The sequence below is a fragment of the Acidovorax sp. FG48 genome, from assembly GCF_057809085.1.
This window is the reverse complement of the sequence record NZ_JBMDJH010000025.1, coordinates 1-20,312: the sequence shown is the minus strand read 5'-3', so window position 1 is coordinate 20,312 and position 20,312 is coordinate 1. Positions and strand designations below refer to the sequence as shown.

The following is a 20,312-nucleotide window of genomic DNA, read 5'->3' as shown; positions in this document are numbered from 1 at the left end:
GGTCGCGCTGCTCGCGGCGGGGTGCGCGGGGACGAAACCCGGTTCTTTTCACGCCCAGCCCTCCACGATCATCTCCATCAGGTGGTCGGCCATCTCGCGCGGCATCGTCGGCAAGATGACCTGCAGCACTCCGTCCAGAGCGGCGCTGTAGAAAGCCTCGAAAGCGTCTTGGTCCATGGCGTCGTAGCTGACGCTGTGCAGCACCGGCACGATTTCGCCCGTGCGCGGGTCGGGCACCGGGTCGAAATAGCCTGCGGCCAGCTTCACGGCCACCAGCGCCTTTTCGGGCGTGTTGTAGGTTTCGCTGTTCTCAGCCACCAGCTGCAGCAGCGCGAACATCTTGCGGTGGTGGGCGCCGTTGCGCGGCCGGCTCCACTCCATGCGCAGCCAGGTGCCGGGCTTCATGGTTTCCAGGCGGCGCTTGAACTTGGCCCAGGCGTCCTGATCGGCTGGCGTGCTGCCGACCAGGCCCTTGGGGGACTTGATGAGCATGGCTTTCACGCTGTGACCTCCACGCGCACGAATCCACCGATCTCGTCGGACCGGTCGATCTCCAGCTTCCAATGGCGGTCATCAACCCACAGCACGTCGGCCAGACCATCCAAGCCGGACTTCATGCGGGCCAGCAGGTTGTCCAGGTCGTAGGCCCTGCGCGTAGGTGGCACGAACACCAGGGAGACGTGCAGCTTCTTGGCCTCGGTGCGGCCAGCGCCCTGCTGGCGGGCGGTGATGGCGCAGGCGTGGCGGTAGGCTTTCTTGGCGCGCGACAGGGCCGACCAATGCTGGCGGGTGTTTGGGCTCAGCTCCTTGGGAGGCCATGGCAGAGTGAGCTGCAGCGTGGTCATGCGGTGCGCCCTCCCCTGGCAAACCGCAGCTTGCCCACGGCGTTGCGTTCCAGGAACCCCAGACGCAGCAGTGCCCGGATGTGCCAGTCAGCGCTGGAGATCGCCAAATCGAACCTCTCGGCGACGCTGTGCACTGGCGGGAGCTGGTCATTCTCGGACAGGAAGGTGCGCATGAACTCCAGTACCTGCAGCTGCAGTTCTGATGCTGCGGCGGCCTTCTTGCGGCGGGCCGGGGCCTTGCCGCGCAACTGATCGGCGATGGCGTTGGCTTCTGTCATGTAGCTCACAGGGCACCTCCAAACAGATCCAGGGTGCGGGTATCCCGGCATGCCTCGGACGCCCGGCCGCGGCGCTTGGGCTCAACCAGCCCAGCCTTACGAGCGCATACCCTGCCGAAGGGCTGGGCGCCGATGACCACGGCGGGGTGCAGGGTGACGCGGCCGCAGCGGGCGCAGTGCAATTTCTGGGTCACAGGCCGCCTCCGTACTGGGTGGCCGCCTTCTTTGGCGAATGCAGCGACTCGGTGGATTCCGACCACCGCTGGTACGGGCCATCGAAGTGCAGTGCCACCTCCCCTGTCTGGCCATCGCGGTTTTTCAGGATCGCGCAGCCCTTGATGTCCGCCTCGCCCTCACCGCCCTTCTGGTGGGTCCACATGGCCATGATCACGTCGGCGTCTTCCTCGATGGCGCCGCACTCCTTGAGGTCCGACATGACCGGGCGCGGGTTGGTCCGCTTCTCCACCTCGCGGTTCAGCTGCGACAGCAGCATGACCGTGATGCCCAGTTGCTTCGCCAACTGCTTGGACCCTCTGGTGATTTCTTCCAGTTCCACGCGGCGATCAACGCGGGCGCCGGAGCCCTTCATGAGCTGCAGGTAGTCCACCACGATCAGCTTCACGCCATGCTTACGCACCACGCGGCGGGCTTTTGAAGCCACCTCGGACAGGGTCATGGCTGGCTGGTCGTACAGGAACAACGGCAGACCGCGTAGGCCCTCAACCCCCTCTGTAACGCGGTCCCATTCCTCGCCCTCCAATTTGCCGTTCTTGAGCCCGCTCAGGCGCACGCGCCCCAGGTTGGCCACCGTGCGGTTGGTCAGTTCTCGGCTGGTCATTTCCATGCCGAAGAAGGCGGCCGGCACACCATCGCGCGCGGAACTCAATGCCAGCTGCTGCGCGAAGGAGGACTTGCCCACCGAGGGCCGCGCTGCGACGATCACCAGCTGCTCGTCACGCAACCCACCAGACAGCAGGCGATCCAGGGTCGGGATGCCGGTCGCCCGGGCTGGGACCAGATCGCCGTCGGCCATGGCCTGCAGGCGGTCGATGAAATCAGTGGCGAAGTCGCCCACCGGCAGCACGTCGCGCTCGGCCTTTTCCTCGATCACGCCTTCCAGCGCCGCGACGGACTGGCCCACGCGCTGCTCGATGCTGATGCTTTCGTCGGCGGCGACTTCCACCACGATCCGGGCGGCGGCCTTTAGGGCGCGGGCCTGGGCGTAATCGCGCACGATCTTGGCGTGGCCCCGTGCAGCGCGCATCGACAGGTACGAACCCGCGAGCTCCTGCACGTAGCCCCAGTTCACATCGGCGCCGCGCATGGACTCCATGAGCTCCACCACGCCGACGTGCTTCCCGGCCAAGACCAGCTTTTCCATCTCGGCCCACAGCGTCTGGTGCAGAGGCTGGAAGAACATTTCTGCGGTCAGGTTCACCGCGTCGTAGGCATCCGGGCCAACGGACAAAACAGCGCCCAGCACAGAGCACTCGGCTTCGTGGGAGTAGCTGAATTCTTCGGATGGGAGATCAATCGGGTTCATGCGGGCACATGTGTTTTTTCGATGACGTGCTTCTTGCCCTTCTCGGTAAGCAGGAAGTCGAAGTCGCATTGCCAGCCCTCATGGCCCGGCGCCTTGTGGCCACGGCCCATCAGAAAATCGTTGTCACGGGCACGGGTGAAGTAGCCGCGAATCCACTCCACGGCCTCGGGCCCGGTGGTGGCCCGTGGAGAGCCATCGGACTTCCGGCTGGTCAGGGCGAACTTCCACAGCCCTGCAACCGCCTTGCGGCGCTGGTCGTTCATGAGCCGCACGGATGGCAGCTCTGGCAGGATCTCGTGATACAGGTCCACCACGGTCTGCGTGTCGCAGCGTGGCAGTCGGTCGGCGCTGCCGACAGAACCGTTAGGTTCTTTACTCTCTTCTGTCTCTTTATCTTTATCTGTCGTGACGGTGCGTGACTCGTCGTGACATTGGCTATTCGAAGCTGGCTGAGCCTGTTGCTTTTCGCGCTCGCGCTGGGCTCTCTTCCTCTCAGCGGCGGACATGGCGCCCGTTTCCGCATCACCAGAATCCTCGCGCTTGGGCTGGCGGCGATCCCATCCAGAAATCATCTGGCCTTCGATCACTCGTCCCTGCATGGCGTCGAGAATCGCCTGAATGTCCGCGTCGTCACAGTCGAGAGCGCTTGCCAAATCTTCCGTCGTGACAGTCGCGTGACCTCGCGTGACATTGCGTGACGCATCAACAAGAAGGTGCAGGTACACGGCCTGCACCAAGCTGATGGGCTGCTTTGCGTGACGCGCGATAGTCCGCCACTTGGGGTCAGTGGGCATGTCATGCCACAGGCGGAGCCACTGGTTGGCCATCAGTGCGCCCCCATCGCCCGGCACATGGCAAAGCGAGCTGCCTTGCGTGCCTCAACCTGGGCTGTCATTTCCTTGAGCGCACGCTTGGCAGCCTCACGGTCGCCAACAGACATTGCGATCTCAAGATCAAGGCCTGCGACTTTGGCGGCCAGCTCGCGGCGCTGGTCGATCAGGCGGGCGAGTTCTGCGTCTCCGCTCATACAGCCTCCCACACCCGCGCTTTGCCGCGCATGAGGTCCATGCCGCCACGCTGCACGACCTGCGCTTTGCCGGCCTTCTGGAGGTCGGGCAATCTGCGGTCGATCTGCACCACGGTCAATCCGGTGGTGGCTTCCAGCTCGTGTGGTGTGGCTTGGCCTGCTGCTTTGAGTGCTTTAAGGATGCGCTCGCAGTGGTTGCCTGCGAACTTGATGGCACGCTCTGCAGCCAGAACGCTGGATAGAGGGTCGCTGGCGCGAACCAGGTGCTGGGCTTGCATCACTTGGTGCCCCCTTTGCTGATCTTGCGGCGCTTCTCCACGCTGGCAGCGCTGGCTGTGCGCGATTCGATGGTGATGGCACCCGCAGTGCGTGGCGCAAGGCTCACCGTGCGGCGGCCGTTGCGGTCCAGGGCCTGCTGCACATTGCCCTCAATGGGTGCGCGGCTGTGGTTGGTCTTGCGGGGGGCTGCTGCGGGGATGTCCAGATCGGGGCCGCGTGGTCTGACGCTTAGAAAAGCGTTGAGGGGGAGGGAGTGGTTCATGCTGCAACCCTCCCGGCCAGCAGCTGGCGCATCAGGCGGTTTTCAGCCTCTGCGGCCTGGGCACGCTGCTCTGCCAGTTCGGCGCGGCGCTCTGCCTCGGTCTTGATCATCACCAGCGTGCAGCCGACCTGGAACGCGGTCCACTCGGGATAGATCGTGTTGCCCACGACCTCGCAGAACTGCGCCAGCAGATCAGCTTGCAGCGTGGCCTTGCCCTTCTTGATGTTGGAGAAGTACCCGGCATCGATCCCCAAGGCCAGATAGATCTCTTTGTCTTCCAGGCCGGAGACGCTGCAGGCCAGCGTGAACGCTGCGGCTGCTGTCTTTTGCGCGCGGATCATTTCGAGCGGGACAGAGGCCCGCTGCGGGGCCCGCGCCAGGGCCAGTTCGTGCTGGTCTTCAATCGAGGTCATGATGTTTGAACCGGGTTGAGTACCCTGTCAGGGCAAAAAAAAGCAACCATCTGGGCCATGCAAAACAAAACACAGATGGAAATTCATGGCTCAGGCCGCTTGGGTGGGCTTGTGCGCCAGATAGGCCAGCACGGGGCCGACCACAATGGATGCAGCAACCACGCGAAACAGCCAGCCGTCACCGACCATGAAGCCAACAATTGCCAGCGCGAACAGATGGATTGCCAAGAAGGCGTTGCTGCAGGCGCGCCAAAAGCGCTTCTTGCGGGCGGCGGCGTTGATGCACTGGACACGATTCGTTGGCGTGGCCAGCGCACTCTGGGTGTTGGGCTCAGTCATGGGCACCAGCTCCAACCAGGTGTGGATCAAAGTTGCGTACGTTGGCGTCGCCGTTGGGTACGTGCTGGTGGACCTGCACTACAGCCGCTTGGAGCTGAGGCGGAGAGCGGAGCGGGCCAAGTGGCGCCGGAGCACGAAGAGGCATTGAGGTCATGCGACCTCCTTGGCTTCGGGTGCGGGCTGCTTTGGCTTGTTGGGCTTGGCCAATTCACGGGGTACTGCAATGCCTGACCGAACACAGGCGGCAATCACCCGGTCTGCAAGCCGAGGCGGCAATGTGTCGGGCCATTGCGAAATGGCTTGCGAGTTGATGCCTATTGCGTCTGCCGCTTTTGCGACGGTTCCGCCCAGCAATTCGATGGCTTTGGTCTTTTCCATTTGGTCATGTTAGCACTCTTACAAATGAAGTCAAGCATACTAACAATCAAAAACAGTAAGCTCGCTTACATGACGACGCTTCAAGATCGAATCGCTGAACTAATGGCCGCCACGAATCTGACGGTTGGTGAATTGGCTGATGCCGCTGGGGTGTCGTCTTCGGCGGCAACTCAGTGGAAAGATGGGCCGACGAAATCTCTCAAAGCTGCGCCTGCGGCCAGACTCTCCGCAAAAACTGGATTTAGTGCTCTCTGGCTGTCCAGTGGTGAAGGGCCAAAGATGGCGCCCGAAAGTGCTCCGCAGCCGATGGCGTCGAACGTGGCGGAAGCTCCGGCTCTTGCTGCGTCCCGGTTAGTACCCGTGGTTGGGCACGTCAAAGGTGGAACCGACGGCTACCTCGAGGAAATGCAATTCCCACCCGGTTATGGGGAGGGATTCGTGGAGTTCTGGACCAAAGATTCGGCCGCCTACGCTCTCCGCGTCAAAGGCGACTCCATGCACCCACGCTACCGGGCAGGAGAGTTCATTGTGGTCACGCCAAGCATTGAAGCTCAGCCTGGCCGCGATGTTGTGGTGAAACTCAAAGACGGCCGAAAACTGCTCAAGCTGCTCAATTGGGTGCGTGGTGATGAGGTGCAGCTACTCAGCATCAATGACGGTTATGCGCCGACAACACTTTCATCAGATGAAATTGAGAGCATTCATCGAGTAGCTGGAGGCGTTCCACAGGATGCCTTCCAAGAGGCAAGAAGCCACTGACCACCAGAAATAGAAGGGTAAGCTGGCTGCGATGTCACGGCGATATCACTCGAAACGACCCACAGCAGGAAACTTCGACCAGAACGATGGCGTTGCAGGAGTTGTTTACATCCTGCGTAACGATGCATTCAAAGAGAACTGGCTGAAGATTGGGCAGAGTCGGCACTCAGGGCATGTCCGCGCCAGGGACATGAACAGGGCCGCATCAACAGGGTTGCCAGCACATCATGTCTGCGTCTATGAGTGCCGAACTATGGACTGTGGAGCCGCCGAGAAAGCCGTTTTTCATGAGCTGCGCCAGTACCGAAAAGGGCGCCAAGAGTTCTTTGAGGTTGACATTGAATTCGCCAAAGGCGTGATCGCCAGGGTGTGCGGAGAGATGGACGCAATGGTGCGAAGAACGCTCGCACAGCACGAACAAGCCGCACGCGAAGCGGCTGCTCAGAGAGAGGCAGCAGCAAAACGCGCAAATGACGACTTCATCAGGGCTGCGGAAGAGCGCCGAAACCAGGCTGCTGAACAAGAGCGGCGGAACCAAGCGGAAGCGGCTTGGCAGCGGCATGAAGCCGAGTGGCGAAAGCTTGAGCAGATCCGGCGTGAACGTGAGGAACAGGAAGCGCGCGCAGCGCTCCCTATGGTTGATATGACCTGCCCATCTTGCTCGCTTGTTCTCACGATCCCGGGTAGCGCTGCTGAAAGCAGCAGCCAAAAGCTGCGCTGCAAAAACTGCTTTGCGGTGTTTTTGCCAGATGGACGCATTCTGTCCAAAAGCGATGAAGCACCGACTCCTGATGAAGAATTCACGCCCAGGTACACCCAGGAGGCTACGAGAAAGCCCGTGTCAAGTGCCTCTAAGTTCATCAAAGCAGATGGCGTGGTAGCGGCTGGCATCCTGGGTTTCGCTTTTCTCATTGTGGTGGGCAATTGGCAATCTCAGCCGCAACCGGCCGCAAGCGTTGATCCAAGGCCCCAAACATCATTCAAGCCGCCAGCACCACCACAAAAAACCCAACAGCAACTCATGGATGAAGTTGCGAATGAAATGGCTGCTCGATATCCATACCTCAACACCAAAGCGGGGGCGCGTGCCATTGATCTGATCATCCAACGCCGTGATGCACTGATTGCTACGGGCATATCGCCTGAATCTGCGTTGCGTCTTGCTGCAATGGAAATTGCTCCGCAGCACCAGCCTCGACAATGAAACCAGCGGTTCAAATGGCGCTCTGCCTGCTACTGTCATTTGCGGCCATATCAACCCACGCTCAGATCAATCGCGACCGCGCCCAGGTGCGAGCCTTCCGCGCCGAGAACCCCTGCCCCGTCACTGGCCGCACGCGCGGGCCGTGCGCCGGATGGGAAATTGACCACGCAGTACCCCTTTGTGCGGGTGGAGCCGACCACCCTTCCAATCTGCAGTGGCTGCGCAAGGAAGACCACCGGTTCAAGACGCTGGTGGATGTGAGAGAGTGCCGCAAGGCGCGGACAAAGGAGGCTCCATGACGAACGCTGCACGCCTGAAATTCACCAGCGTACGTACCCGCCTGGTGAATGGTCGCCCCCTCATCGGCCTCAAGCACACGGCCACGGCCGCCGGGGATCTGCCTGTATCCACAGCCTGGGTAGAAATGCAGCCAGAGGATGTGGCCAAGCTGATCAAGACGCTGCAGGACACCTTGGCTGAACTTGACGCCAAGCCCGATGGGCATGAGGTGGGGAACGGGTAAGGCTGTGGCGCCCCGGGAGTTGCGCGAGTAAGCATGCCTCCAAAATAATGCTTGCATTTCATGCAAGCATCACGAACAATGCAAGCATCTCAACTGCAGGAGCCTGCAATGTCATCTGAAAAAGACAAGCCCACTGGACGCGCGAAGGGCGGCTTGAAAGTTGCCGCCAACATGTCTGAAGCCGAGCGGAAGGCCAGGGCTACCAAAGGCAGCATCGCTCGCTGGGGACTTAAAGCAACGCACAAGGGCAATTTCAAGGATGAATTCGGCATTGAAGCTGAGTGCTACGTCTTGAACGACCTGGAAAAGACCGCGGTGATCACGCAGCTGGGCATGGGGGAAATTCTTGGATTGGGCTCTGGTGGCAGCCGCTTGCCCCGATTCGTTTTCAACAAAACGATGTCCGAGTACCTCGGGCCAGAGTTGGCTGAAAAAATCAAAAACCCCGTTGTTTTTCATATAGTTAGCGCTGGCCAAGGCGGTGCAAGTTTGGTCAAGGCCAACGGTTACGACGCGGGCATCCTCATTGATATTTGCCGGGCGATTCTTAGGGCCAAGTCGGACGGGAAAAACATCAACCCTGCTGTTGTGTCTCAGGCTGGCATCATCGTTGGTGCCTCCGCAAAGGCCGGGATCCAAGGTCTTGTATACGCCCTGGCGGGCTACGACAGAACCAAAGAAGAGGTCATCGAGGCATACAAGATGTATGTGCGCGAAGAGGCCCGGGAGTACGAAAAAGAGTTCTCTCCAGAGCTCTATGAGCACTGGTACAGGCTCTATGGTCTGGCGAAGCCAGAGCGTGGGCGCCCCTGGGAGTTCCGCTATTTGACGATTGACCACATCTACCGCCCGCTCGCGAATAGTCACGGGAAAGTGTTTGATTTAGCAAAGTCGAGCAAGGCGAACAACGGGGAAAGCGGTGACAAAATTCACCAGTTCCTGTCGGAGGTTGGAGTAAAAGCGTTGCGCACACAAGTAGGCAAAATCATGGGCATAGCATCGGTCTCCAACTCCCGCGAAGAGTACGAAAAGTTCATATCCGAGAAAGTGCACGGCCAGAAGCCATTGCCCTTGTAGGCGACTTCAAGTCATCCACCAGCCACCTCCGGGTGGCTTTTTCACGCCCGGTCACTTTGCCGAGGGCAGCCCGGCAGCGACTTCATCACCCACCTGGCGGCAGGATGCCAGCGCTTCGCCGCCATCAGCCTATGCACCTCGGCCTGGAACGTCACTGGGTCAGGCGCACAGTCGTGCCGATGGGCGTGCCGCTTCCAGTTGCACCACCAGCACGCTGCCGCGATGTTGACCGGCACATCTGGCCCGCCATCCTGCTGAGCGACCAGATGCTCTGCGGTGCTCTGGAGGTAAGGCACAACCGACTCGGGAATTCCGAGTGCTGACACCAGGCGGTCTTTGTAGGGGCCTTCCCAGATGGGGAGGCTGCAGTAGATGCAGCGGCACTGCTGCGCGAAGAATGCACGGGTACGGAGTTTTGCCAGACGGGTCATGGTCAACGGAATAGGTTTGAAGCTATTCCCGCTGCCAGTCACTGGACAAGGCGGGCGCCATGGGTGATCCCAATTGGCTATGCCGGAGTGATCCCACGGCGGCCGGGTTCGCAGAAGCCCGGACGTCGAAATATTACCGGGTGAAGAATCTCAAGGCAAGAGGCGACAGCGGCTCCCAGATATCCGCGTGCAAAGTGCTCACCTGAACCTCGCAGGGTCTTCGCCGTCTTCGATCCTGAAGAAGTAGACCTGCTCCCCTGCGGCCTGGGCGGCGGCGGCCATCATCTGGTCGTATAGCGCCATCCGCTCCTCATGGAAGGGCTCGAACGGCTCCTCCGGGTCGCCCTCTTCCACCTCGGCCCGCCTGATGATCTCGTCCATGGCCAGCATGGCATCTTCAAAGGTGAATCGGCTTCCCGCCAGCACTCCATTCAGAGCCTTCTCCACCGCCTCATGTTGCGCAGGCGAAGCGTCGCCGCCAATGTGTTTCCGTACGACGAGTTTCATGAGGCTGGTCCTGCGTTGAAGATTTCGACTGGGGGAACGCGAAGCAGCGCGGCCGCCTCCTGCTGCGTGCCCGCCAGCCAGGCATCCACGTCAGCCAACTCAAGGGGGACCACGCTGCGCTTGTCCTGCTGCTCAAGCGGCAGCGGCTTCTTGGTCTTGGGGTCCAGCTCGTTCTTGTGCATGCGCCCCATGAGCGGGTGGCCATCGGCGTTGATGGTCAGCATGGTGTAGCTCTCATGCACCTCGCCGGTCACCTTGTCGGTCCAGGTGTTCCACAACCCGGCCAGGCCCCATGGGCGGCCATCGGCGCGGCGGAAGCGCCACCACTCGCATTTCTTGAACTGGGCGTCGTAGGGGCCCCAGTACGGCTCGTCGAATGACTCGGCCGGGATGATGCAGCGCTGCCCGCGCGCCCAAGGCATCTTGAAGCTGGCCTTGGCCGCCAGCTCTTCTGATCGGGCGTTGTTGGTCTGGTACGGCAGCTTCGCCTCCTTGGCGAACCATGGGATCAGGCCCCACTGCCCCGTCACCAGCTCGCGGCTGAAACCGGAATCGTCCCGCGCCCGGCGGATGAACGCGCCACGCCCACGCGGGAACAGCACCTTGTCCCAGTCCTGCTCCACCACCTGACGCGCAGCCCATTCCAGCTCGATCTGGGAGCGCGGCGGGGCCTCGTATCGGTTGCACATTGGGTCATCCTACCTATTCCTCGGGCTCTCAAAATACTGTAAATTTAACCAGTGTTTTGCCATATCTTCCGCATGCGCTCCAACGGCCACCGCCTCGCCGGAGCAGAACTGATCCACCAGCAGCCGGTGCGCGGCTGGCTGGAGTTCAAGCGCTCTCCTTTGGATAGCTACGGCCCCAGGATGGAGGCGCATCTGCTTGACCGACGCGGCGGAAAAGACTTGATCCTGCCGCTGTACTACGCCCGCCTGGCGCGGATCGATGGGGTGATGCACCTGACTGGCAATGAGCGCGTCGGGCGGTCGAACACCAAGGCCAGCAGCCGCCGGGTGAGCCAGTCCTGGCTGTGCGCGCTGGACCCGGCCGACGCTCAGCCGCTGCTGGCCCGCATCCGCGTCACCCACTCCACAGGGTTCAGCGCTGAGAACGACAACGACATCGACGACCCGTTCGAACCCCTGAACTACCAATGAGCACGACCAACCACCCCACCCTGCTGCGGTTGCCGCCCTGGTTCGGCTTTCCCGAGGAGCGGAAGCTGCCGCTGGAGCCAGATGCCTATGCACTCAAGGAGGTGCACCCGGATTGGTGGGAGGTGCGCACGACCGGCTCCAACGAACTCATCTATTCAGGCATCGGGCCTATTGAGATCGTGAGGTCGCCCGCGCCGTTCTGAACCAAACACTTCGCAGTGCCCTTGGCCCGCCTTGCGCGGGCTTTTTTTGCGGTTTCGTCTGACAAACACCGACCTGCAGCCGTCCTACTATTTCGTTGCCGCTAGCCGCTTGCGGCATCCCTCCCCTCCTCGCTGCAAGAGCGGGGTTCAAGCCCACCCACTGAGGTGGGCTTTTTTTCGCCTGTATGGCGTAAGAGAAGAAAGGCCCTCTCGGGCTACGATGGAAGTTCCTCAACAACCATCCCGAGAGGGCCTATCAATGACAACGTGGTACAGCAAAGAGCTAGGGGATGGAGCGCAAGCATTTGCTCCGTCCGGGAAAATTCAGGAAGCATTCATGGCGCTTGCCATGCAGAAACAACTGCCATACGACCTAGCAGTGTTCTCTGAACATGATCACCGCCGCAACACAGTCACCGCCTACTTCTCTCCTGCGGCAAAATTGTTGGCAGAAATATTTGGCGCGCAACCATGCGATCCGCCGCAGCGCTCATCCCGGTTTGGCTTGCTGGTGGGAGACGCCAGAGCATGGGATCTGTTGTTCCCTCAGAAGTGAGTCCAACAGTGGCTTGGCCCTGTTCACAATAACTGTGCCTTCGGGGAAGCCTTCAGCACGGCCATTCTCATAAAGCTTCCAGACCTGGCCCAGGGGCCCGTGTAGCTCGAAAAGTAGCTCTCCATCCATCTCAAACTTTCCAACCGCCCTTGAGGCGGTTTTTTGTTGCCCGCCCGGATTGGGCGTGGATGAAATGTTAGTGCATTTACGAAAATATTGTTAGAGCACTTGACTTCGATTGTTAGCACGCTTACATTAAACCCAGGTCGCAGCAAAACGCAGCGACAGGGTGAGCGGATCGGCGGTCACCACGGAGTTCTTGCAGCAGGTACGGCTGGGTAAACGCAGTGCACCGCAGGCGGTAGCGGGATAGAAAAGATCGTCGGTGCGAAGGCTAGTAGCGCTCTGCCCCCGGATGGGATCAGGCAACGCGAACGAGATAGGGCGAAGGAAGGAAACGACCGGCTGCCAATGCACCTCGAAGTCCACACCCTGGGGCTAAGTACGGGGTTGAGGCGGGTTCTGTACCGCCAAGAAAAGAAACCAAAAGCAGCGCTACGCCAACCGGAGCGGTCAATCCGGCAAGCCATTCTCACGAGTGGCAATCCCACAGCATCGCGGGCCGGTGCTTTGGTATTCAACAGGAGATAGACATGAAGCCAATCAGCCAAAACGACATGGAGCGGCTTAAAGACGCAATGGCCCAAGGCCTGATGACTGCAGAGCAGGCCAACGTCGAAAAGGTGCGAATCCAGCGGGTTGTGCTTGCTGGGAGCATGCCGATGGAGGTGCGCAAAGCCCTGAACGCAGCCGTGAAGCGCGGAGAGCTGGGGCACATGAAGAAAGACGGGAACAAGCCTGAGGCGTACTACCACCCGACCTTTGAATGCATGGCGAAAGCCGCAAGAGCGGAGCACGAACGCAGTGTTGTGCGAGCGCTGCTGGCCGTGTGCGGCTAACTAACGAGCAATCCTCGGCAATTGACAAGGATTGCTTGACTGTTGCATCCACCGTCCCGTCCCGGCCCAGCGCCGGGGCTGGATTGCTTTGATGGGCGGCGGCGTGGATGGACACGCAAAAGGCGAGCGGCACCCATACCGGGCAACCGGGTACAGCGTGGCGGACACGGCTCAGGCACTGATCAAGCTCGCGCACTCTTCCGATAGCAGGTAACCAACCCTGCCCGCCCTTCAAAGCAATCCCCAATTTACACAAGCCGCTTGCCCATCTTTCTTGCGAAAGAAAAGCGGCTTTTCCTTTTACGGGCAAAAGCAGATGCATCCGAAGCCAGGCCCCGCCTGCGTGATGTGCAGCGAGTAGCCCACCCTCTCCCTCCCCTCCTGCCTTGCGCAGGGGTTCGCCCCGCCAGTCGGGGCGCTTTTTATTCAGCGCAGATAGGAGATATATGACCGCAACAGTAGTTGCAGCACGACTGCGCGAGCTGCTTGATTACGACCCGGCAACAGGTGTCTTTACATGGCGCATTGGCCGGAGAGGGGCTGCACGATCCGGGGCGGTGGCGGGAACACCAGATGCTCGCGGGTACATCTACATCAGAGTTGATGGCAAGCCGTACGGAGCACACCGCCTTGCATGGCTCTACGTGCACGGATATTGGCCGGCCGGTGATATTGACCATATCAATCAGATGAAATCCGACAACCGGATTGCCAACCTACGGGACGTGACACGTTCTCAGAACGAGCAAAACAAGCCGCTTCGGGAAAACAACAGCAGCGGATACCAAGGAGTGTCTTGGCACAAGCGAGACAAGCGCTGGCGGGCAAAGATCAGCGTCAACAAGCGCGAGCGCCACCTTGGACTGTTTGAGAGCCCAGAAGCAGCAAGTGCCGCCTACGAGGCAGCCGCAGCAGAGTTGCATACCCATCGACCAGCGATCTAGCTGGCAACCCGATCGGTGACTGCTCATCACATATCCACCCAAGCCCTCCAAGAGAGGGCTTTTTCTTTTCCCGCCCAGGAGGCGCAATGCAAAACGTACACCCCACTGTGCGCCAGTTCGTGGCGCCCTTCGCTCCACCACCGGCCACCCCCGAAGAGCTGGAAGCCCTGCGAGTCCGGGCCGACCTGGAGTACCTGCAGCACCGCGAGGCCAGCCGCGTGCACCGCGCGCTGGTCGATCAGGTCCAGCACAACGCGCACATGGGGGTGCGGTCGTGAGCACGAAGACATTTATCCACGCCGACAACGCACTGGCGCGCCTCAAGGAGGAAATGTCTGTCGAAATGCAGCGCGCGGCAGAGCCCGTCATTCAGCAGGCTGTCGCGCAAGCAGAAAAGGCTATTCGTGAACGGGTGGCGGCCATGTGCATCACCCTGATCGAAAAGGATTTTTCGGTGCAGAGGAATGCCGATCTTTTGCAAATCACCGTGCGCGGCTTTGGGGGCGGGAAGTGATCGACCCCATCAACGCCCCGCACTTCACCACCGCCCGCCGCGATGCCCTGGCTGCATCCATGGCAGCCCAGGCAGAGGCCAAGCGCCGCAACGACGAGGCCACCCGCGCGGCCGCACTCAGGGCAGAGGCTGCCGCCATTGGCGCGCAGCTGGACCCGGAATCAATCGAACAGGGAGATCCCACATGAAAGTAGTGATCGTCTGGACCTTGGGCCCGCTGATCGCCTTCGGCATGGCCGCAGTAGCGGGCACCACCTACGAGGAACGCGCAGAGCCCGAACCATCCGAGCTGCAGCAGGCCCACCACTCCCGCGACTTCGCCGCGCGCCGTGCCTGCGAAGGCAAGCCGTTTGAGTGGCAGGGGGATGTGCTGGTTTGCTTCAAGGAGCAGCCATGAAGGTCATCAAACAAGGCCAGCTGCCGCAAGACCAGATCCACCGCGAAACCTGCGGCCACTGCAAGAGCGAGCTGGAATTCAAGCACTCCGAGGTGCAATGGTCGCCAGACCCGCGCGATGGCGCACGCTGGTTTGTCATCTGCCCGGTGTGCACGCGGCATGTATGGGGTGGCTCCAAATGATCCAGCTCGCCCTCGCATTCTTCGGTCTGGCCGCCCTCTACATGGCCACTGGAAACAACGCACGCGCCCGGCGCTGGGCGCCCCTGGTGGGCCTCTGCGGGCAACCGTTCTGGATCACCTTCGCGTTGCAGTCATCGGCCTGGGGCCTGCTGGCCCTATCGCTGGCCTACAGCGCGGTCTACGTGCGCGGCGCCTGGGTGCAGTGGAGGCAGCCGTGAAAGCCGCCCTCGCCTTCGCCGCCTGGCTCCTTTCCACATCCGCTGCCCTAGCCCTCTACATGGCCTGGGTGCATCAACCGTTTATTTGAGGTTCACATGAACGCAACAGACACAGCCGACGTGCTGACCCTGGAACCCCACCAGCCCAAGCACCACCCGCTGGCCACCTCCGAGCCCAGCAGCCTGCAGATGGCCGATACCGCGCCCGCCTCGCTGATGATGATGGCACTGAGCCGGGGTGCAAACCTCGATCAGATTGAGCGGATGATGGAGCTGCAGCAGCAGTGGGAGCGCCGCGAAGCCGAGAAGGCGTACAACCTTGCGCTGGCCGCGTTCAAGGCCGAGAACATCAAGATCGCCAAGAACAAACTGGTGGATTTTGAAACGCGCGTGGGCCGAACCACCTACATGCACGCCGAGCTGGCGCAGGTGGTGGACGCCGTGGGGCCCGCCCTCTCGCGCCACGGGTTCGGCTGGTCCTGGAAGCCCGAGCAGTCGAACGGCCTGATTCGCGTGTCCTGCATCCTGCGCCACCGTCTGGGACACCAGGAATCAGTAACGCTCGAAGCGCGGGCCGACGATTCGGGCGGAAAGAACGCAATTCAGGCCATCGTGTCCACCACCACCTACCTGTCGCGCCACACGCTCAAGCTCATCACCGGCACGGCCGAGAGCGATGACGACGAAGACGACGACGGGGCTGCGTATGGTCACATGGGCGCTCAGACGATGCTGGAGCAGTGGACGCAAAAGGTCAAAGCCACCAAGACGCGCGCAGTGCTCACTCAGGTGATGCGCGAGGCCAAGGATGCGTTCAAGGTTGCGAACGACTTTGCGGGCTATCAGTCCCTGATGCACATCATCACGCAGCACGGCAACAGCCTGCCCGCAGATCCTCCAACGCAACCAGCCCAGCCCGCCCATGCGTGACATCCTGTTCCGGTGCTCCAGCCTGGGGCACTTGATGACGGACCCGCGCACCAAGGCCGAGGGCGACCTGTCCATAGGGGCACGCTCCTACATCCGCCAGCTGGTCAAGGAAGAACTGTTCAGCGTGGAGTTTGAGGTTTCCAGCAAGGAAACCGACAAGGGCATTGCGGTGGAGAACACCGCCATCGCGCTGCTGAACAAGGTGCGCGGCTTGAATCTGGCGAAGAACACCGAGCGCCGCCGCAATGAATGGATCACCGGCGAGTGCGACCTGTTCGACGCCCACCGGCGCCGTGGGCACGACATCAAAGCGCCCTGGTCCCTCAAGACCTTCCCGGCCTGGACCGTGGACGCCATTGACCCGCTCTACGACTGGCAGATGCGCGGCTACATGATGCTTTGGGACGCGGACGAGTGGGAGGTGAACTACGTGATGGTGAACACCCCGCACGAGCTGATCCGCAACGAGCCCATGGATCAGCACCTGGTTGACCACATCCCGCCGCACCACCGCCTGACCACCTGGGTCATAGAACGCGACTTCCAGAAGGAATCGCTGATCCGCCATCGCTGTGAGGCTGCCAGCGCGTACTACGAGCAGCTGATCCGCGAGTTTGACGACACACACCGCATGGACGTGATCGACGTTCAGGCCAAGGTTGTCACCCCAACCCCACAACTTTCCAGCACAGCCGCCTCGCGCGTGCGGCTGCCCACCCTTTTCTGAGGAGATTTCATGACTGAAACCGCAACCCCCACCACCGCCGTGGCGCAACAGCAGGCCACAAATGTTGCCACCAAGCCCATGTCCATCAAGGACACCGTGCTGGCGCAGTTCAAAGACACCGAGGCCGGGCTGACCGCCATGGCCGAGCGCTACCGCAACGTGGTTTACAACGTGACCGACTCCAAGGGCATGGCCGACGCCAAAGCCGCCCGAGCGGATCTGCGCGACAACGGCCGGCGCATGCTGACCCGCACAGAGGCCGCTGTGAAAGCGGACGTGAACGAACTCAAGGCCGTGATGAGCGCGGAGGTGGAGCGGCTGGTGGGCATCGTGAAGCCGGTCGAAGATGCCATTGACGCCCAGATCAAGGCAGAGGAAAAGCGCAAGGCCGATGAGAAGGCCGAGCGCGACCGCAAGGAGGCCGAGCGTGTTGGCGCCCACCGCGCCAACATCGAACAGCTCAAGGCCTACGTGGAGCAGGCCGAGGGCCAGCCGGTGGAGGTGATTGAAAAGGCCATTGCCACGCTGGGCGAAATGACCTTTGGCGATGAATGGGAAGAATTCGCCCAGGAGGCCGAGGCCGCTTGCTTGGCCACCGTGCAGCGCCTGCTGGCCATGGTCGAGAGCGAAAAGCGCCGCATTGAAAACGAGCGCCTGCAGAAAGAGCTGGAGGCCGCCCGCGCCGCGCTGGCAGCTCAGGCGCCCGCCCCTGCCCCCGTGGCGGAAGTCGTTGCCGAAGCCGCCCCTGCCCCCGTGGCGTTCGTGCCAGAGCCCTGGGATGCTGACGAAACCACCGAGGTGGCACAGCCTGCCGCAGAGCCCGTTGACCCGCTCGCCCCGGCCCGCCAGCGCGTGAGCAGCTGGGCCGCCGCGCGCAACGCCCCCGCTCCCGCGCCTGTCGTGGAAGCCGCCGCTCCTGGCCTCAAGCTGGGCACGATCAACGAGCGCCTGGGCGGCGCCATCACCACCAGCGCCGAGGGCTTGCGCATCCTGGGCTTTGAGCCCGCTGGCAAGGTGGGAGCCCACGGCGTGTACCGCGAGGCGGATTTCCCTCTGATCCTGGCCGCTATGGTGCGCCACATTGAGAGCGTGCAGGCCAAAGCTGCAGCCTGAGTATTCGCTCGCCCATTTATGTCTTGATGCAGGAGACTACGGCTGCGGCAGTGCCCACAACCGCCAACGCCCCAGTGAACAAGCGGGGCGCAACCATTGCAAATTCGCGCCTCAGCAGCCAGGCGCGCACAAGTGGTCTATCTGACTGCTGGAAATGTTGGTCTGCATCGTAGATTTCGCGCACGTAAGACACCCCTCGCTTGCTCGCGAGCTTGGTGCACATCAACTCGACCCGCTCCTTGTCGCTTTTGAACTCAACCACGTTGGCTCCTTTCTGGTTGATTGAATTCTGCGTCAGAGCGAGCCGTACCGTCCTGCGGCCCAATTTCGCAGTTAACCCAAGCCCGCCCAGTGCGGGCTTTTTCATGGAGTCCCCATGTTCAAGTCCCTTGTCATTTACCGCATCGCCCAAGGCTGGGCACCAGACCTGCAGGCTGCAGAGGAAGCCCTGGCCAAGGCCCCCTTCATGGAGTGCGGTGCCACCCAAGAGAAATCCATTGGCTGGGTTCCCCCGCGCGGCGAGGCCCATGGCGCCTTGGTCGAAAGCATCGGCGGCCAGTGGATTGCCCGCCTGATGACCGAAACCAAGGCCATTCCCGCCAGCGTGCTGGCCCGGAAGGTGAAGGAGAAGGCCGACCGCATCGAGCAAGAGACGGGCCGCAAGCCCGGCAAGAAGGAATCCCGCGAGCTCAAGGACGAGGCCAAGCTGGATCTGCTGCCCATGGCGTTCACCAAGCAGGCCAGCATGTGTGTGTGGATCGACCCGACCAACCGCTTGCTGGTGCTGGATACGGGCAGCCAGGGCCGCGCCGATGAGGTGGTCACGCTGCTAGTCGAGGCGATGCCCGGCCTGTCGGTGTCGCTGCTCGACACCCAGACCAGCCCCCAGGCTGCCATGGCCCACTGGCTCAAGGAACAGGAGCCGCCCGTGGGCTTCACGGTGGACCGTGAGTGCGAATTGAAAAGCGCCAGCGAGGAAAAGGCCGTGGTGCGCTACGGCCGTCACCCGCTGGACATTGCCGAGGTTCAGGGCCACATCGACGCGGGCAAGCTGCCTACCAAGCTGGCGATGACCTGGGATGACCGGGTGAGCTTCATGCTCACCGAAGGCCTGCAGATCAAGAAAGTGTCGTTTCTGGACACGGTGTTTGAAGGCACCAAGGCAGACGAAGGCGGATTCGATACCGATGTGGCGATTGCCACTGGCGAGCTGGTCAAGCTGATCCCGGACCTGATCGAGGCGCTGGGCGGGGAGTCAACACCATGACCGCTCACCCCCCCCCGCAAAAACCACGCCTGAACCCCAAGACCCTGCGCGTGATGCGCAAGCGCCGCGAGTGGCGATGCCGCGCGCTTGAGGCCTCCGTGGCCTTCGCCACTTGGCCCGCCGGGAAACCAGGCAGGGAAGAAATCGAGGCCGAAACCATCAAGAGCCTGAACAAGGTTCGCCAGTGGTTCCGCGCGCCCGAGGCGCAGATCGTCGTGCAGGCCATCCAGCGCCGGGCCGTGGCGGCATTCCGTAACCAGTTCAAACCAGCACCATGACCCAACAACCACAACAACCCCAGCGCTGGCCGTTCGCCATCCAACAGCCGAAGCCAGAGCACCGCACCTGCCTGGGTTGCGGCGCCCGCCACCCTATCAACCCAGACGGCACACCAGTGGGCGGTGCCCTCCCCTGCGGACATTGACTATGACCAAACCCACCAAACCAGCCGGGTTCTCCTTGGCAAACCCAGTCCCACCTACCAAGTGGGAAGCCCAGCGCGAGAAAGAGCGCATCACCCTGAAAGACCACCAGACCATCCCGCACCTGAACAGCACCATGGGCGGGCGATATGAGGGCAGGGAATTGCAGTACCGGGGGCGGCAGTGAGGAAAACCACCGCCTACGCACGCAAGCGCGCCCGCCAGTGCGCTTTCGACAAGAACCGGCACGAAGTCATCAATCCCGTGACCGAGGCCGTGATCCGCAGCCGCATCGAGGCCGACATTCAGCGCCTGCGCACCGACACCGGCCTGCAGGCGTACATGGGCGACGACGCAGCCCGTGTTGCCAACATGGCGGGGCGGCTGGTTTACATCGTCTGCCACGCGGCAGGAGTGCATGGCCTGGGAGAGACACCCGAGGCGCGCATTCTGGCAGGCACGGCAAACGCCCTGGCCGATATTGCCGAGACACCCGCCGAACTGGAGCGCCAGCGCGGTGCCGTGATTGCGGGGCTGCAGGCCATTGACCGGCTGATGCCCAAGCTGCACACGTTCAGCCTGGCGGCGGGTTCGATGAAGTTGGACAACCTGCTGCACAGCGCGAGCGGGATGGGCACTGCTGATGTGCGGCGCGCGCTGGGGATGCAGGCATGACCCAGCAGCTCTACAAAAAGCAGGGCCGCCGCTACGTGCCCACCACCCTCTCAGAGCAAGGCGCATGGGGCAGCGATGGGCTCATGGCCGTTGCAGCCTTCCGCTACTGCCTGGGCCGCATGACCTACATCGTGGGCGACTGCGAGCGGTGGATTTTTGCTAACTGGGAGCAGTTCCCGG

38 protein-coding genes are annotated in these 20,312 nt (G+C 61.8%); 23 read left to right on the top strand and 15 right to left on the bottom strand.

All coding sequences use genetic code 11. The annotated features are described in order from the left end of the window. Positions 1–48 precede the first annotated feature (48 nt). The 11 genes from ACODSU_RS22865 to ACODSU_RS22815 all read right to left on the bottom strand — a co-directional run bounded on the left by ACODSU_RS22865 (position 49) and on the right by ACODSU_RS22815 (position 5,364). Entirely contained in the window at positions 49–492 is a 444-nt protein-coding gene (locus tag ACODSU_RS22865) for a DUF1367 family protein (protein WP_488845060.1), read from the bottom strand. A 5-nt stretch (positions 493–497) separates the two neighbouring features. Continuing rightward, positions 498–845, bottom strand: a complete 348-nt coding sequence (locus ACODSU_RS22860) for a RusA family crossover junction endodeoxyribonuclease (RefSeq protein ID WP_488845058.1) — start codon at positions 843–845, stop codon at positions 498–500. Next, entirely contained in the window at positions 842–1,132 is a 291-nt protein-coding gene (locus ACODSU_RS22855; RefSeq protein WP_488845056.1) for a hypothetical protein, read from the bottom strand. The genes ACODSU_RS22860 and ACODSU_RS22855 overlap by 4 nt, the downstream gene beginning before the upstream one ends. A gap of 181 nt (positions 1,133–1,313) precedes the next feature. Continuing rightward, positions 1,314–2,666 (bottom strand): replicative DNA helicase, encoded by a 1,353-nt coding sequence (locus ACODSU_RS22850; RefSeq protein WP_488845054.1) that lies wholly within the window; start codon positions 2,664–2,666, stop codon positions 1,314–1,316. Next, entirely contained in the window at positions 2,663–3,493 is an 831-nt protein-coding gene (locus ACODSU_RS22845) for a hypothetical protein (protein ID WP_488845052.1), read from the bottom strand. Before ACODSU_RS22845 ends, ACODSU_RS22850 begins: the two co-directional genes overlap by 4 nt. Further along, entirely contained in the window at positions 3,493–3,693 is a 201-nt protein-coding gene (locus ACODSU_RS22840) for a neutral zinc metalloprotease (RefSeq protein ID WP_108624710.1), read from the bottom strand. The genes ACODSU_RS22845 and ACODSU_RS22840 overlap by 1 nt, the downstream gene beginning before the upstream one ends. After that, positions 3,690–3,971: a hypothetical protein gene (locus ACODSU_RS22835; RefSeq protein ID WP_488845050.1), complete on the bottom strand. Its 282-nt coding sequence runs from the start codon at positions 3,969–3,971 to the stop codon at positions 3,690–3,692. Before ACODSU_RS22835 ends, ACODSU_RS22840 begins: the two co-directional genes overlap by 4 nt. Continuing rightward, a complete protein-coding gene (locus tag ACODSU_RS22830; RefSeq protein WP_488845048.1) occupies positions 3,971–4,234 on the bottom strand; it encodes a hypothetical protein in 264 nt (87 codons plus the stop codon). Before ACODSU_RS22830 ends, ACODSU_RS22835 begins: the two co-directional genes overlap by 1 nt. After that, positions 4,231–4,647, bottom strand: coding sequence for a transcriptional regulator (locus ACODSU_RS22825; RefSeq protein ID WP_488845046.1), 417 nt, complete (start codon positions 4,645–4,647; stop codon positions 4,231–4,233). Before ACODSU_RS22825 ends, ACODSU_RS22830 begins: the two co-directional genes overlap by 4 nt. A 90-nt stretch (positions 4,648–4,737) precedes the next feature. After that, positions 4,738–4,986 carry a hypothetical protein gene (locus tag ACODSU_RS22820; protein ID WP_488845044.1) on the bottom strand — a complete coding sequence of 83 codons (249 nt, stop codon included), beginning with the start codon at positions 4,984–4,986 and terminating at the stop codon, positions 4,738–4,740. A 150-nt stretch (positions 4,987–5,136) separates the two neighbouring features. After that, the gene (locus tag ACODSU_RS22815) at positions 5,137–5,364 is read right to left on the bottom strand and encodes a helix-turn-helix domain-containing protein (protein ID WP_488845042.1); all 228 of its coding nucleotides are present in this window, start codon (positions 5,362–5,364) and stop codon (positions 5,137–5,139) included. A 69-nt stretch (positions 5,365–5,433) separates the two neighbouring features. On the opposite strand from ACODSU_RS22815, the gene ACODSU_RS22810 reads away from it, so the two are divergent. From ACODSU_RS22810 to ACODSU_RS22795, 4 genes are all read left to right on the top strand, one after another. Next, the gene (locus tag ACODSU_RS22810) at positions 5,434–6,123 is read left to right on the top strand and encodes a S24 family peptidase (protein ID WP_488845040.1); all 690 of its coding nucleotides are present in this window, start codon (positions 5,434–5,436) and stop codon (positions 6,121–6,123) included. Between the two features lie 31 nt (positions 6,124–6,154). Beyond that, entirely contained in the window at positions 6,155–7,327 is a 1,173-nt protein-coding gene (locus tag ACODSU_RS22805; RefSeq protein ID WP_488845038.1) for a GIY-YIG nuclease family protein, read from the top strand. Positions 7,328–7,622: 295 nt separating this feature from the next. Beyond that, positions 7,623–7,850, top strand: a complete 228-nt coding sequence (locus tag ACODSU_RS22800) for a hypothetical protein (RefSeq protein ID WP_488845036.1) — start codon at positions 7,623–7,625, stop codon at positions 7,848–7,850. Positions 7,851–7,958: 108 nt separating this feature from the next. Beyond that, on the top strand, positions 7,959–8,927 hold the full coding sequence (locus ACODSU_RS22795) for a P63C domain-containing protein (protein WP_488845034.1): 969 nt from the start codon (positions 7,959–7,961) through the stop codon (positions 8,925–8,927). A gap of 41 nt (positions 8,928–8,968) precedes the next feature. Here the strand turns inward: ACODSU_RS22795 and ACODSU_RS22790 are convergent, their stop codons facing one another. From ACODSU_RS22790 to ACODSU_RS22780, 3 genes are all read right to left on the bottom strand, one after another. After that, positions 8,969–9,358: an HNH endonuclease gene (locus ACODSU_RS22790; RefSeq protein WP_488845032.1), complete on the bottom strand. Its 390-nt coding sequence runs from the start codon at positions 9,356–9,358 to the stop codon at positions 8,969–8,971. Positions 9,359–9,556: 198 nt separating this feature from the next. Further along, positions 9,557–9,865 carry a hypothetical protein gene (locus ACODSU_RS22785; protein ID WP_488845030.1) on the bottom strand — a complete coding sequence of 103 codons (309 nt, stop codon included), beginning with the start codon at positions 9,863–9,865 and terminating at the stop codon, positions 9,557–9,559. Then, positions 9,862–10,554, bottom strand: coding sequence for an SOS response-associated peptidase (locus ACODSU_RS22780; RefSeq protein WP_488845028.1), 693 nt, complete (start codon positions 10,552–10,554; stop codon positions 9,862–9,864). The genes ACODSU_RS22785 and ACODSU_RS22780 overlap by 4 nt, the downstream gene beginning before the upstream one ends. Positions 10,555–10,626: 72 nt before the next feature. On the opposite strand from ACODSU_RS22780, the gene ACODSU_RS22775 reads away from it, so the two are divergent. The 14 genes from ACODSU_RS22775 to ACODSU_RS22710 all read left to right on the top strand — a co-directional run bounded on the left by ACODSU_RS22775 (position 10,627) and on the right by ACODSU_RS22710 (position 17,768). After that, a complete protein-coding gene (locus ACODSU_RS22775; protein ID WP_488845025.1) occupies positions 10,627–11,025 on the top strand; it encodes a hypothetical protein in 399 nt (132 codons plus the stop codon). Beyond that, positions 11,022–11,228, top strand: a complete 207-nt coding sequence (locus ACODSU_RS22770) for a hypothetical protein (protein ID WP_488845024.1) — start codon at positions 11,022–11,024, stop codon at positions 11,226–11,228. The genes ACODSU_RS22775 and ACODSU_RS22770 overlap by 4 nt, the downstream gene beginning before the upstream one ends. A 259-nt stretch (positions 11,229–11,487) precedes the next feature. After that, positions 11,488–11,784 (top strand): hypothetical protein, encoded by a 297-nt coding sequence (locus tag ACODSU_RS22765; protein WP_488845022.1) that lies wholly within the window; start codon positions 11,488–11,490, stop codon positions 11,782–11,784. Between the two features lie 653 nt (positions 11,785–12,437). Next, the gene (locus ACODSU_RS22760) at positions 12,438–12,743 is read left to right on the top strand and encodes a hypothetical protein (RefSeq protein ID WP_488845020.1); all 306 of its coding nucleotides are present in this window, start codon (positions 12,438–12,440) and stop codon (positions 12,741–12,743) included. 446 nt (positions 12,744–13,189) lie between these two features. After that, on the top strand, positions 13,190–13,687 hold the full coding sequence (locus tag ACODSU_RS22755; protein ID WP_488845018.1) for an HNH endonuclease signature motif containing protein: 498 nt from the start codon (positions 13,190–13,192) through the stop codon (positions 13,685–13,687). Positions 13,688–13,773: 86 nt separating this feature from the next. Then, entirely contained in the window at positions 13,774–13,965 is a 192-nt protein-coding gene (locus tag ACODSU_RS22750; RefSeq protein ID WP_488845017.1) for a hypothetical protein, read from the top strand. Then, on the top strand, positions 13,962–14,201 hold the full coding sequence (locus ACODSU_RS22745; protein ID WP_488845015.1) for a hypothetical protein: 240 nt from the start codon (positions 13,962–13,964) through the stop codon (positions 14,199–14,201). The genes ACODSU_RS22750 and ACODSU_RS22745 overlap by 4 nt, the downstream gene beginning before the upstream one ends. After that, positions 14,198–14,389: a hypothetical protein gene (locus ACODSU_RS22740; protein ID WP_488845013.1), complete on the top strand. Its 192-nt coding sequence runs from the start codon at positions 14,198–14,200 to the stop codon at positions 14,387–14,389. Before ACODSU_RS22745 ends, ACODSU_RS22740 begins: the two co-directional genes overlap by 4 nt. After that, positions 14,386–14,598, top strand: a complete 213-nt coding sequence (locus ACODSU_RS22735; protein WP_488845011.1) for a hypothetical protein — start codon at positions 14,386–14,388, stop codon at positions 14,596–14,598. Before ACODSU_RS22740 ends, ACODSU_RS22735 begins: the two co-directional genes overlap by 4 nt. Continuing rightward, a complete protein-coding gene (locus ACODSU_RS22730; protein WP_488845009.1) occupies positions 14,595–14,780 on the top strand; it encodes a hypothetical protein in 186 nt (61 codons plus the stop codon). Before ACODSU_RS22735 ends, ACODSU_RS22730 begins: the two co-directional genes overlap by 4 nt. Next, positions 14,777–14,998 carry a hypothetical protein gene (locus ACODSU_RS22725; protein ID WP_488845007.1) on the top strand — a complete coding sequence of 74 codons (222 nt, stop codon included), beginning with the start codon at positions 14,777–14,779 and terminating at the stop codon, positions 14,996–14,998. Before ACODSU_RS22730 ends, ACODSU_RS22725 begins: the two co-directional genes overlap by 4 nt. 96 nt (positions 14,999–15,094) lie before the next feature. After that, positions 15,095–15,928 (top strand): ERF family protein, encoded by an 834-nt coding sequence (locus tag ACODSU_RS22720; protein WP_488845005.1) that lies wholly within the window; start codon positions 15,095–15,097, stop codon positions 15,926–15,928. Continuing rightward, positions 15,921–16,655: a hypothetical protein gene (locus ACODSU_RS22715; protein WP_488845003.1), complete on the top strand. Its 735-nt coding sequence runs from the start codon at positions 15,921–15,923 to the stop codon at positions 16,653–16,655. The genes ACODSU_RS22720 and ACODSU_RS22715 overlap by 8 nt, the downstream gene beginning before the upstream one ends. Positions 16,656–16,664: 9 nt before the next feature. Further along, complete coding sequence (locus ACODSU_RS22710) at positions 16,665–17,768, top strand: hypothetical protein (protein ID WP_488845001.1); 1,104 nt, start codon at positions 16,665–16,667, stop codon at positions 17,766–17,768. Between the two features lie 16 nt (positions 17,769–17,784). Here the strand turns inward: ACODSU_RS22710 and ACODSU_RS22705 are convergent, their stop codons facing one another. Next, complete coding sequence (locus ACODSU_RS22705; protein WP_488844999.1) at positions 17,785–18,135, bottom strand: hypothetical protein; 351 nt, start codon at positions 18,133–18,135, stop codon at positions 17,785–17,787. Positions 18,136–18,144: 9 nt separating this feature from the next. Between ACODSU_RS22705 and ACODSU_RS22700 the strand changes: the two genes are divergently transcribed. From ACODSU_RS22700 to ACODSU_RS22680, 5 genes are all read left to right on the top strand, one after another. After that, the gene (locus tag ACODSU_RS22700; protein WP_488844997.1) at positions 18,145–19,035 is read left to right on the top strand and encodes a recombination-associated protein RdgC; all 891 of its coding nucleotides are present in this window, start codon (positions 18,145–18,147) and stop codon (positions 19,033–19,035) included. Continuing rightward, the gene (locus tag ACODSU_RS22695; RefSeq protein WP_488844995.1) at positions 19,032–19,313 is read left to right on the top strand and encodes a hypothetical protein; all 282 of its coding nucleotides are present in this window, start codon (positions 19,032–19,034) and stop codon (positions 19,311–19,313) included. The genes ACODSU_RS22700 and ACODSU_RS22695 overlap by 4 nt, the downstream gene beginning before the upstream one ends. Before the next feature lie 148 nt (positions 19,314–19,461). Further along, positions 19,462–19,644: a hypothetical protein gene (locus ACODSU_RS22690; protein ID WP_488844993.1), complete on the top strand. Its 183-nt coding sequence runs from the start codon at positions 19,462–19,464 to the stop codon at positions 19,642–19,644. Next, positions 19,641–20,132, top strand: coding sequence for a hypothetical protein (locus ACODSU_RS22685; RefSeq protein ID WP_488844991.1), 492 nt, complete (start codon positions 19,641–19,643; stop codon positions 20,130–20,132). The genes ACODSU_RS22690 and ACODSU_RS22685 overlap by 4 nt, the downstream gene beginning before the upstream one ends. After that, positions 20,129–20,312, top strand: a 184-nt coding sequence (locus tag ACODSU_RS22680) for a hypothetical protein (RefSeq protein ID WP_488844989.1), incomplete at its 3' end; no start/stop codon positions are given. The genes ACODSU_RS22685 and ACODSU_RS22680, both read left to right, overlap by 4 nt.

Excerpts from the sequence above, each read along its gene's own strand:
- ACODSU_RS22765 (WP_488845022.1), top strand. The coding sequence starts at position 11,488 with ATGACAACGTGGTACAGCAAAGAGCTAGGGGATGGAGCGCAAGCATTT.
- ACODSU_RS22700 (WP_488844997.1), top strand. The coding sequence starts at position 18,145 with ATGTTCAAGTCCCTTGTCATTTACCGCATCGCCCAAGGCTGGGCACCA.
- ACODSU_RS22720 (WP_488845005.1), top strand. The coding sequence starts at position 15,095 with ATGAACGCAACAGACACAGCCGACGTGCTGACCCTGGAACCCCACCAG.
- ACODSU_RS22775 (WP_488845025.1), top strand. The coding sequence starts at position 10,627 with ATGCGCTCCAACGGCCACCGCCTCGCCGGAGCAGAACTGATCCACCAG.
- ACODSU_RS22760 (WP_488845020.1), top strand. The coding sequence starts at position 12,438 with ATGAAGCCAATCAGCCAAAACGACATGGAGCGGCTTAAAGACGCAATG.
- ACODSU_RS22815 (WP_488845042.1), bottom strand. The coding sequence starts at position 5,364 with ATGGAAAAGACCAAAGCCATCGAATTGCTGGGCGGAACCGTCGCAAAA.
- ACODSU_RS22695 (WP_488844995.1), top strand. The coding sequence starts at position 19,032 with ATGACCGCTCACCCCCCCCCGCAAAAACCACGCCTGAACCCCAAGACC.
- ACODSU_RS22750 (WP_488845017.1), top strand. The coding sequence starts at position 13,774 with ATGCAAAACGTACACCCCACTGTGCGCCAGTTCGTGGCGCCCTTCGCT.
- ACODSU_RS22840 (WP_108624710.1), bottom strand. The coding sequence starts at position 3,693 with ATGAGCGGAGACGCAGAACTCGCCCGCCTGATCGACCAGCGCCGCGAG.
- ACODSU_RS22820 (WP_488845044.1), bottom strand. The coding sequence starts at position 4,986 with ATGACTGAGCCCAACACCCAGAGTGCGCTGGCCACGCCAACGAATCGT.
- ACODSU_RS22805 (WP_488845038.1), top strand. The coding sequence starts at position 6,155 with ATGTCACGGCGATATCACTCGAAACGACCCACAGCAGGAAACTTCGAC.
- ACODSU_RS22730 (WP_488845009.1), top strand. The coding sequence starts at position 14,595 with ATGAAGGTCATCAAACAAGGCCAGCTGCCGCAAGACCAGATCCACCGC.
- ACODSU_RS22835 (WP_488845050.1), bottom strand. The coding sequence starts at position 3,971 with ATGCAAGCCCAGCACCTGGTTCGCGCCAGCGACCCTCTATCCAGCGTT.
- ACODSU_RS22725 (WP_488845007.1), top strand. The coding sequence starts at position 14,777 with ATGATCCAGCTCGCCCTCGCATTCTTCGGTCTGGCCGCCCTCTACATG.
- ACODSU_RS22865 (WP_488845060.1), bottom strand. The coding sequence starts at position 492 with ATGCTCATCAAGTCCCCCAAGGGCCTGGTCGGCAGCACGCCAGCCGAT.
- ACODSU_RS22810 (WP_488845040.1), top strand. The coding sequence starts at position 5,434 with ATGACGACGCTTCAAGATCGAATCGCTGAACTAATGGCCGCCACGAAT.
- ACODSU_RS22850 (WP_488845054.1), bottom strand. The coding sequence starts at position 2,666 with ATGAACCCGATTGATCTCCCATCCGAAGAATTCAGCTACTCCCACGAA.
- ACODSU_RS22780 (WP_488845028.1), bottom strand. The coding sequence starts at position 10,554 with ATGTGCAACCGATACGAGGCCCCGCCGCGCTCCCAGATCGAGCTGGAA.
- ACODSU_RS22860 (WP_488845058.1), bottom strand. The coding sequence starts at position 845 with ATGACCACGCTGCAGCTCACTCTGCCATGGCCTCCCAAGGAGCTGAGC.
- ACODSU_RS22785 (WP_488845030.1), bottom strand. The coding sequence starts at position 9,865 with ATGAAACTCGTCGTACGGAAACACATTGGCGGCGACGCTTCGCCTGCG.
- ACODSU_RS22735 (WP_488845011.1), top strand. The coding sequence starts at position 14,386 with ATGAAAGTAGTGATCGTCTGGACCTTGGGCCCGCTGATCGCCTTCGGC.
- ACODSU_RS22845 (WP_488845052.1), bottom strand. The coding sequence starts at position 3,493 with ATGGCCAACCAGTGGCTCCGCCTGTGGCATGACATGCCCACTGACCCC.
- ACODSU_RS22830 (WP_488845048.1), bottom strand. The coding sequence starts at position 4,234 with ATGAACCACTCCCTCCCCCTCAACGCTTTTCTAAGCGTCAGACCACGC.
- ACODSU_RS22690 (WP_488844993.1), top strand. The coding sequence starts at position 19,462 with ATGACCAAACCCACCAAACCAGCCGGGTTCTCCTTGGCAAACCCAGTC.
- ACODSU_RS22800 (WP_488845036.1), top strand. The coding sequence starts at position 7,623 with ATGACGAACGCTGCACGCCTGAAATTCACCAGCGTACGTACCCGCCTG.
- ACODSU_RS22715 (WP_488845003.1), top strand. The coding sequence starts at position 15,921 with ATGCGTGACATCCTGTTCCGGTGCTCCAGCCTGGGGCACTTGATGACG.
- ACODSU_RS22770 (WP_488845024.1), top strand. The coding sequence starts at position 11,022 with ATGAGCACGACCAACCACCCCACCCTGCTGCGGTTGCCGCCCTGGTTC.
- ACODSU_RS22710 (WP_488845001.1), top strand. The coding sequence starts at position 16,665 with ATGACTGAAACCGCAACCCCCACCACCGCCGTGGCGCAACAGCAGGCC.
- ACODSU_RS22825 (WP_488845046.1), bottom strand. The coding sequence starts at position 4,647 with ATGACCTCGATTGAAGACCAGCACGAACTGGCCCTGGCGCGGGCCCCG.
- ACODSU_RS22790 (WP_488845032.1), bottom strand. The coding sequence starts at position 9,358 with ATGACCCGTCTGGCAAAACTCCGTACCCGTGCATTCTTCGCGCAGCAG.
- ACODSU_RS22795 (WP_488845034.1), top strand. The coding sequence starts at position 7,959 with ATGTCATCTGAAAAAGACAAGCCCACTGGACGCGCGAAGGGCGGCTTG.
- ACODSU_RS22755 (WP_488845018.1), top strand. The coding sequence starts at position 13,190 with ATGACCGCAACAGTAGTTGCAGCACGACTGCGCGAGCTGCTTGATTAC.
- ACODSU_RS22705 (WP_488844999.1), bottom strand. The coding sequence starts at position 18,135 with ATGAAAAAGCCCGCACTGGGCGGGCTTGGGTTAACTGCGAAATTGGGC.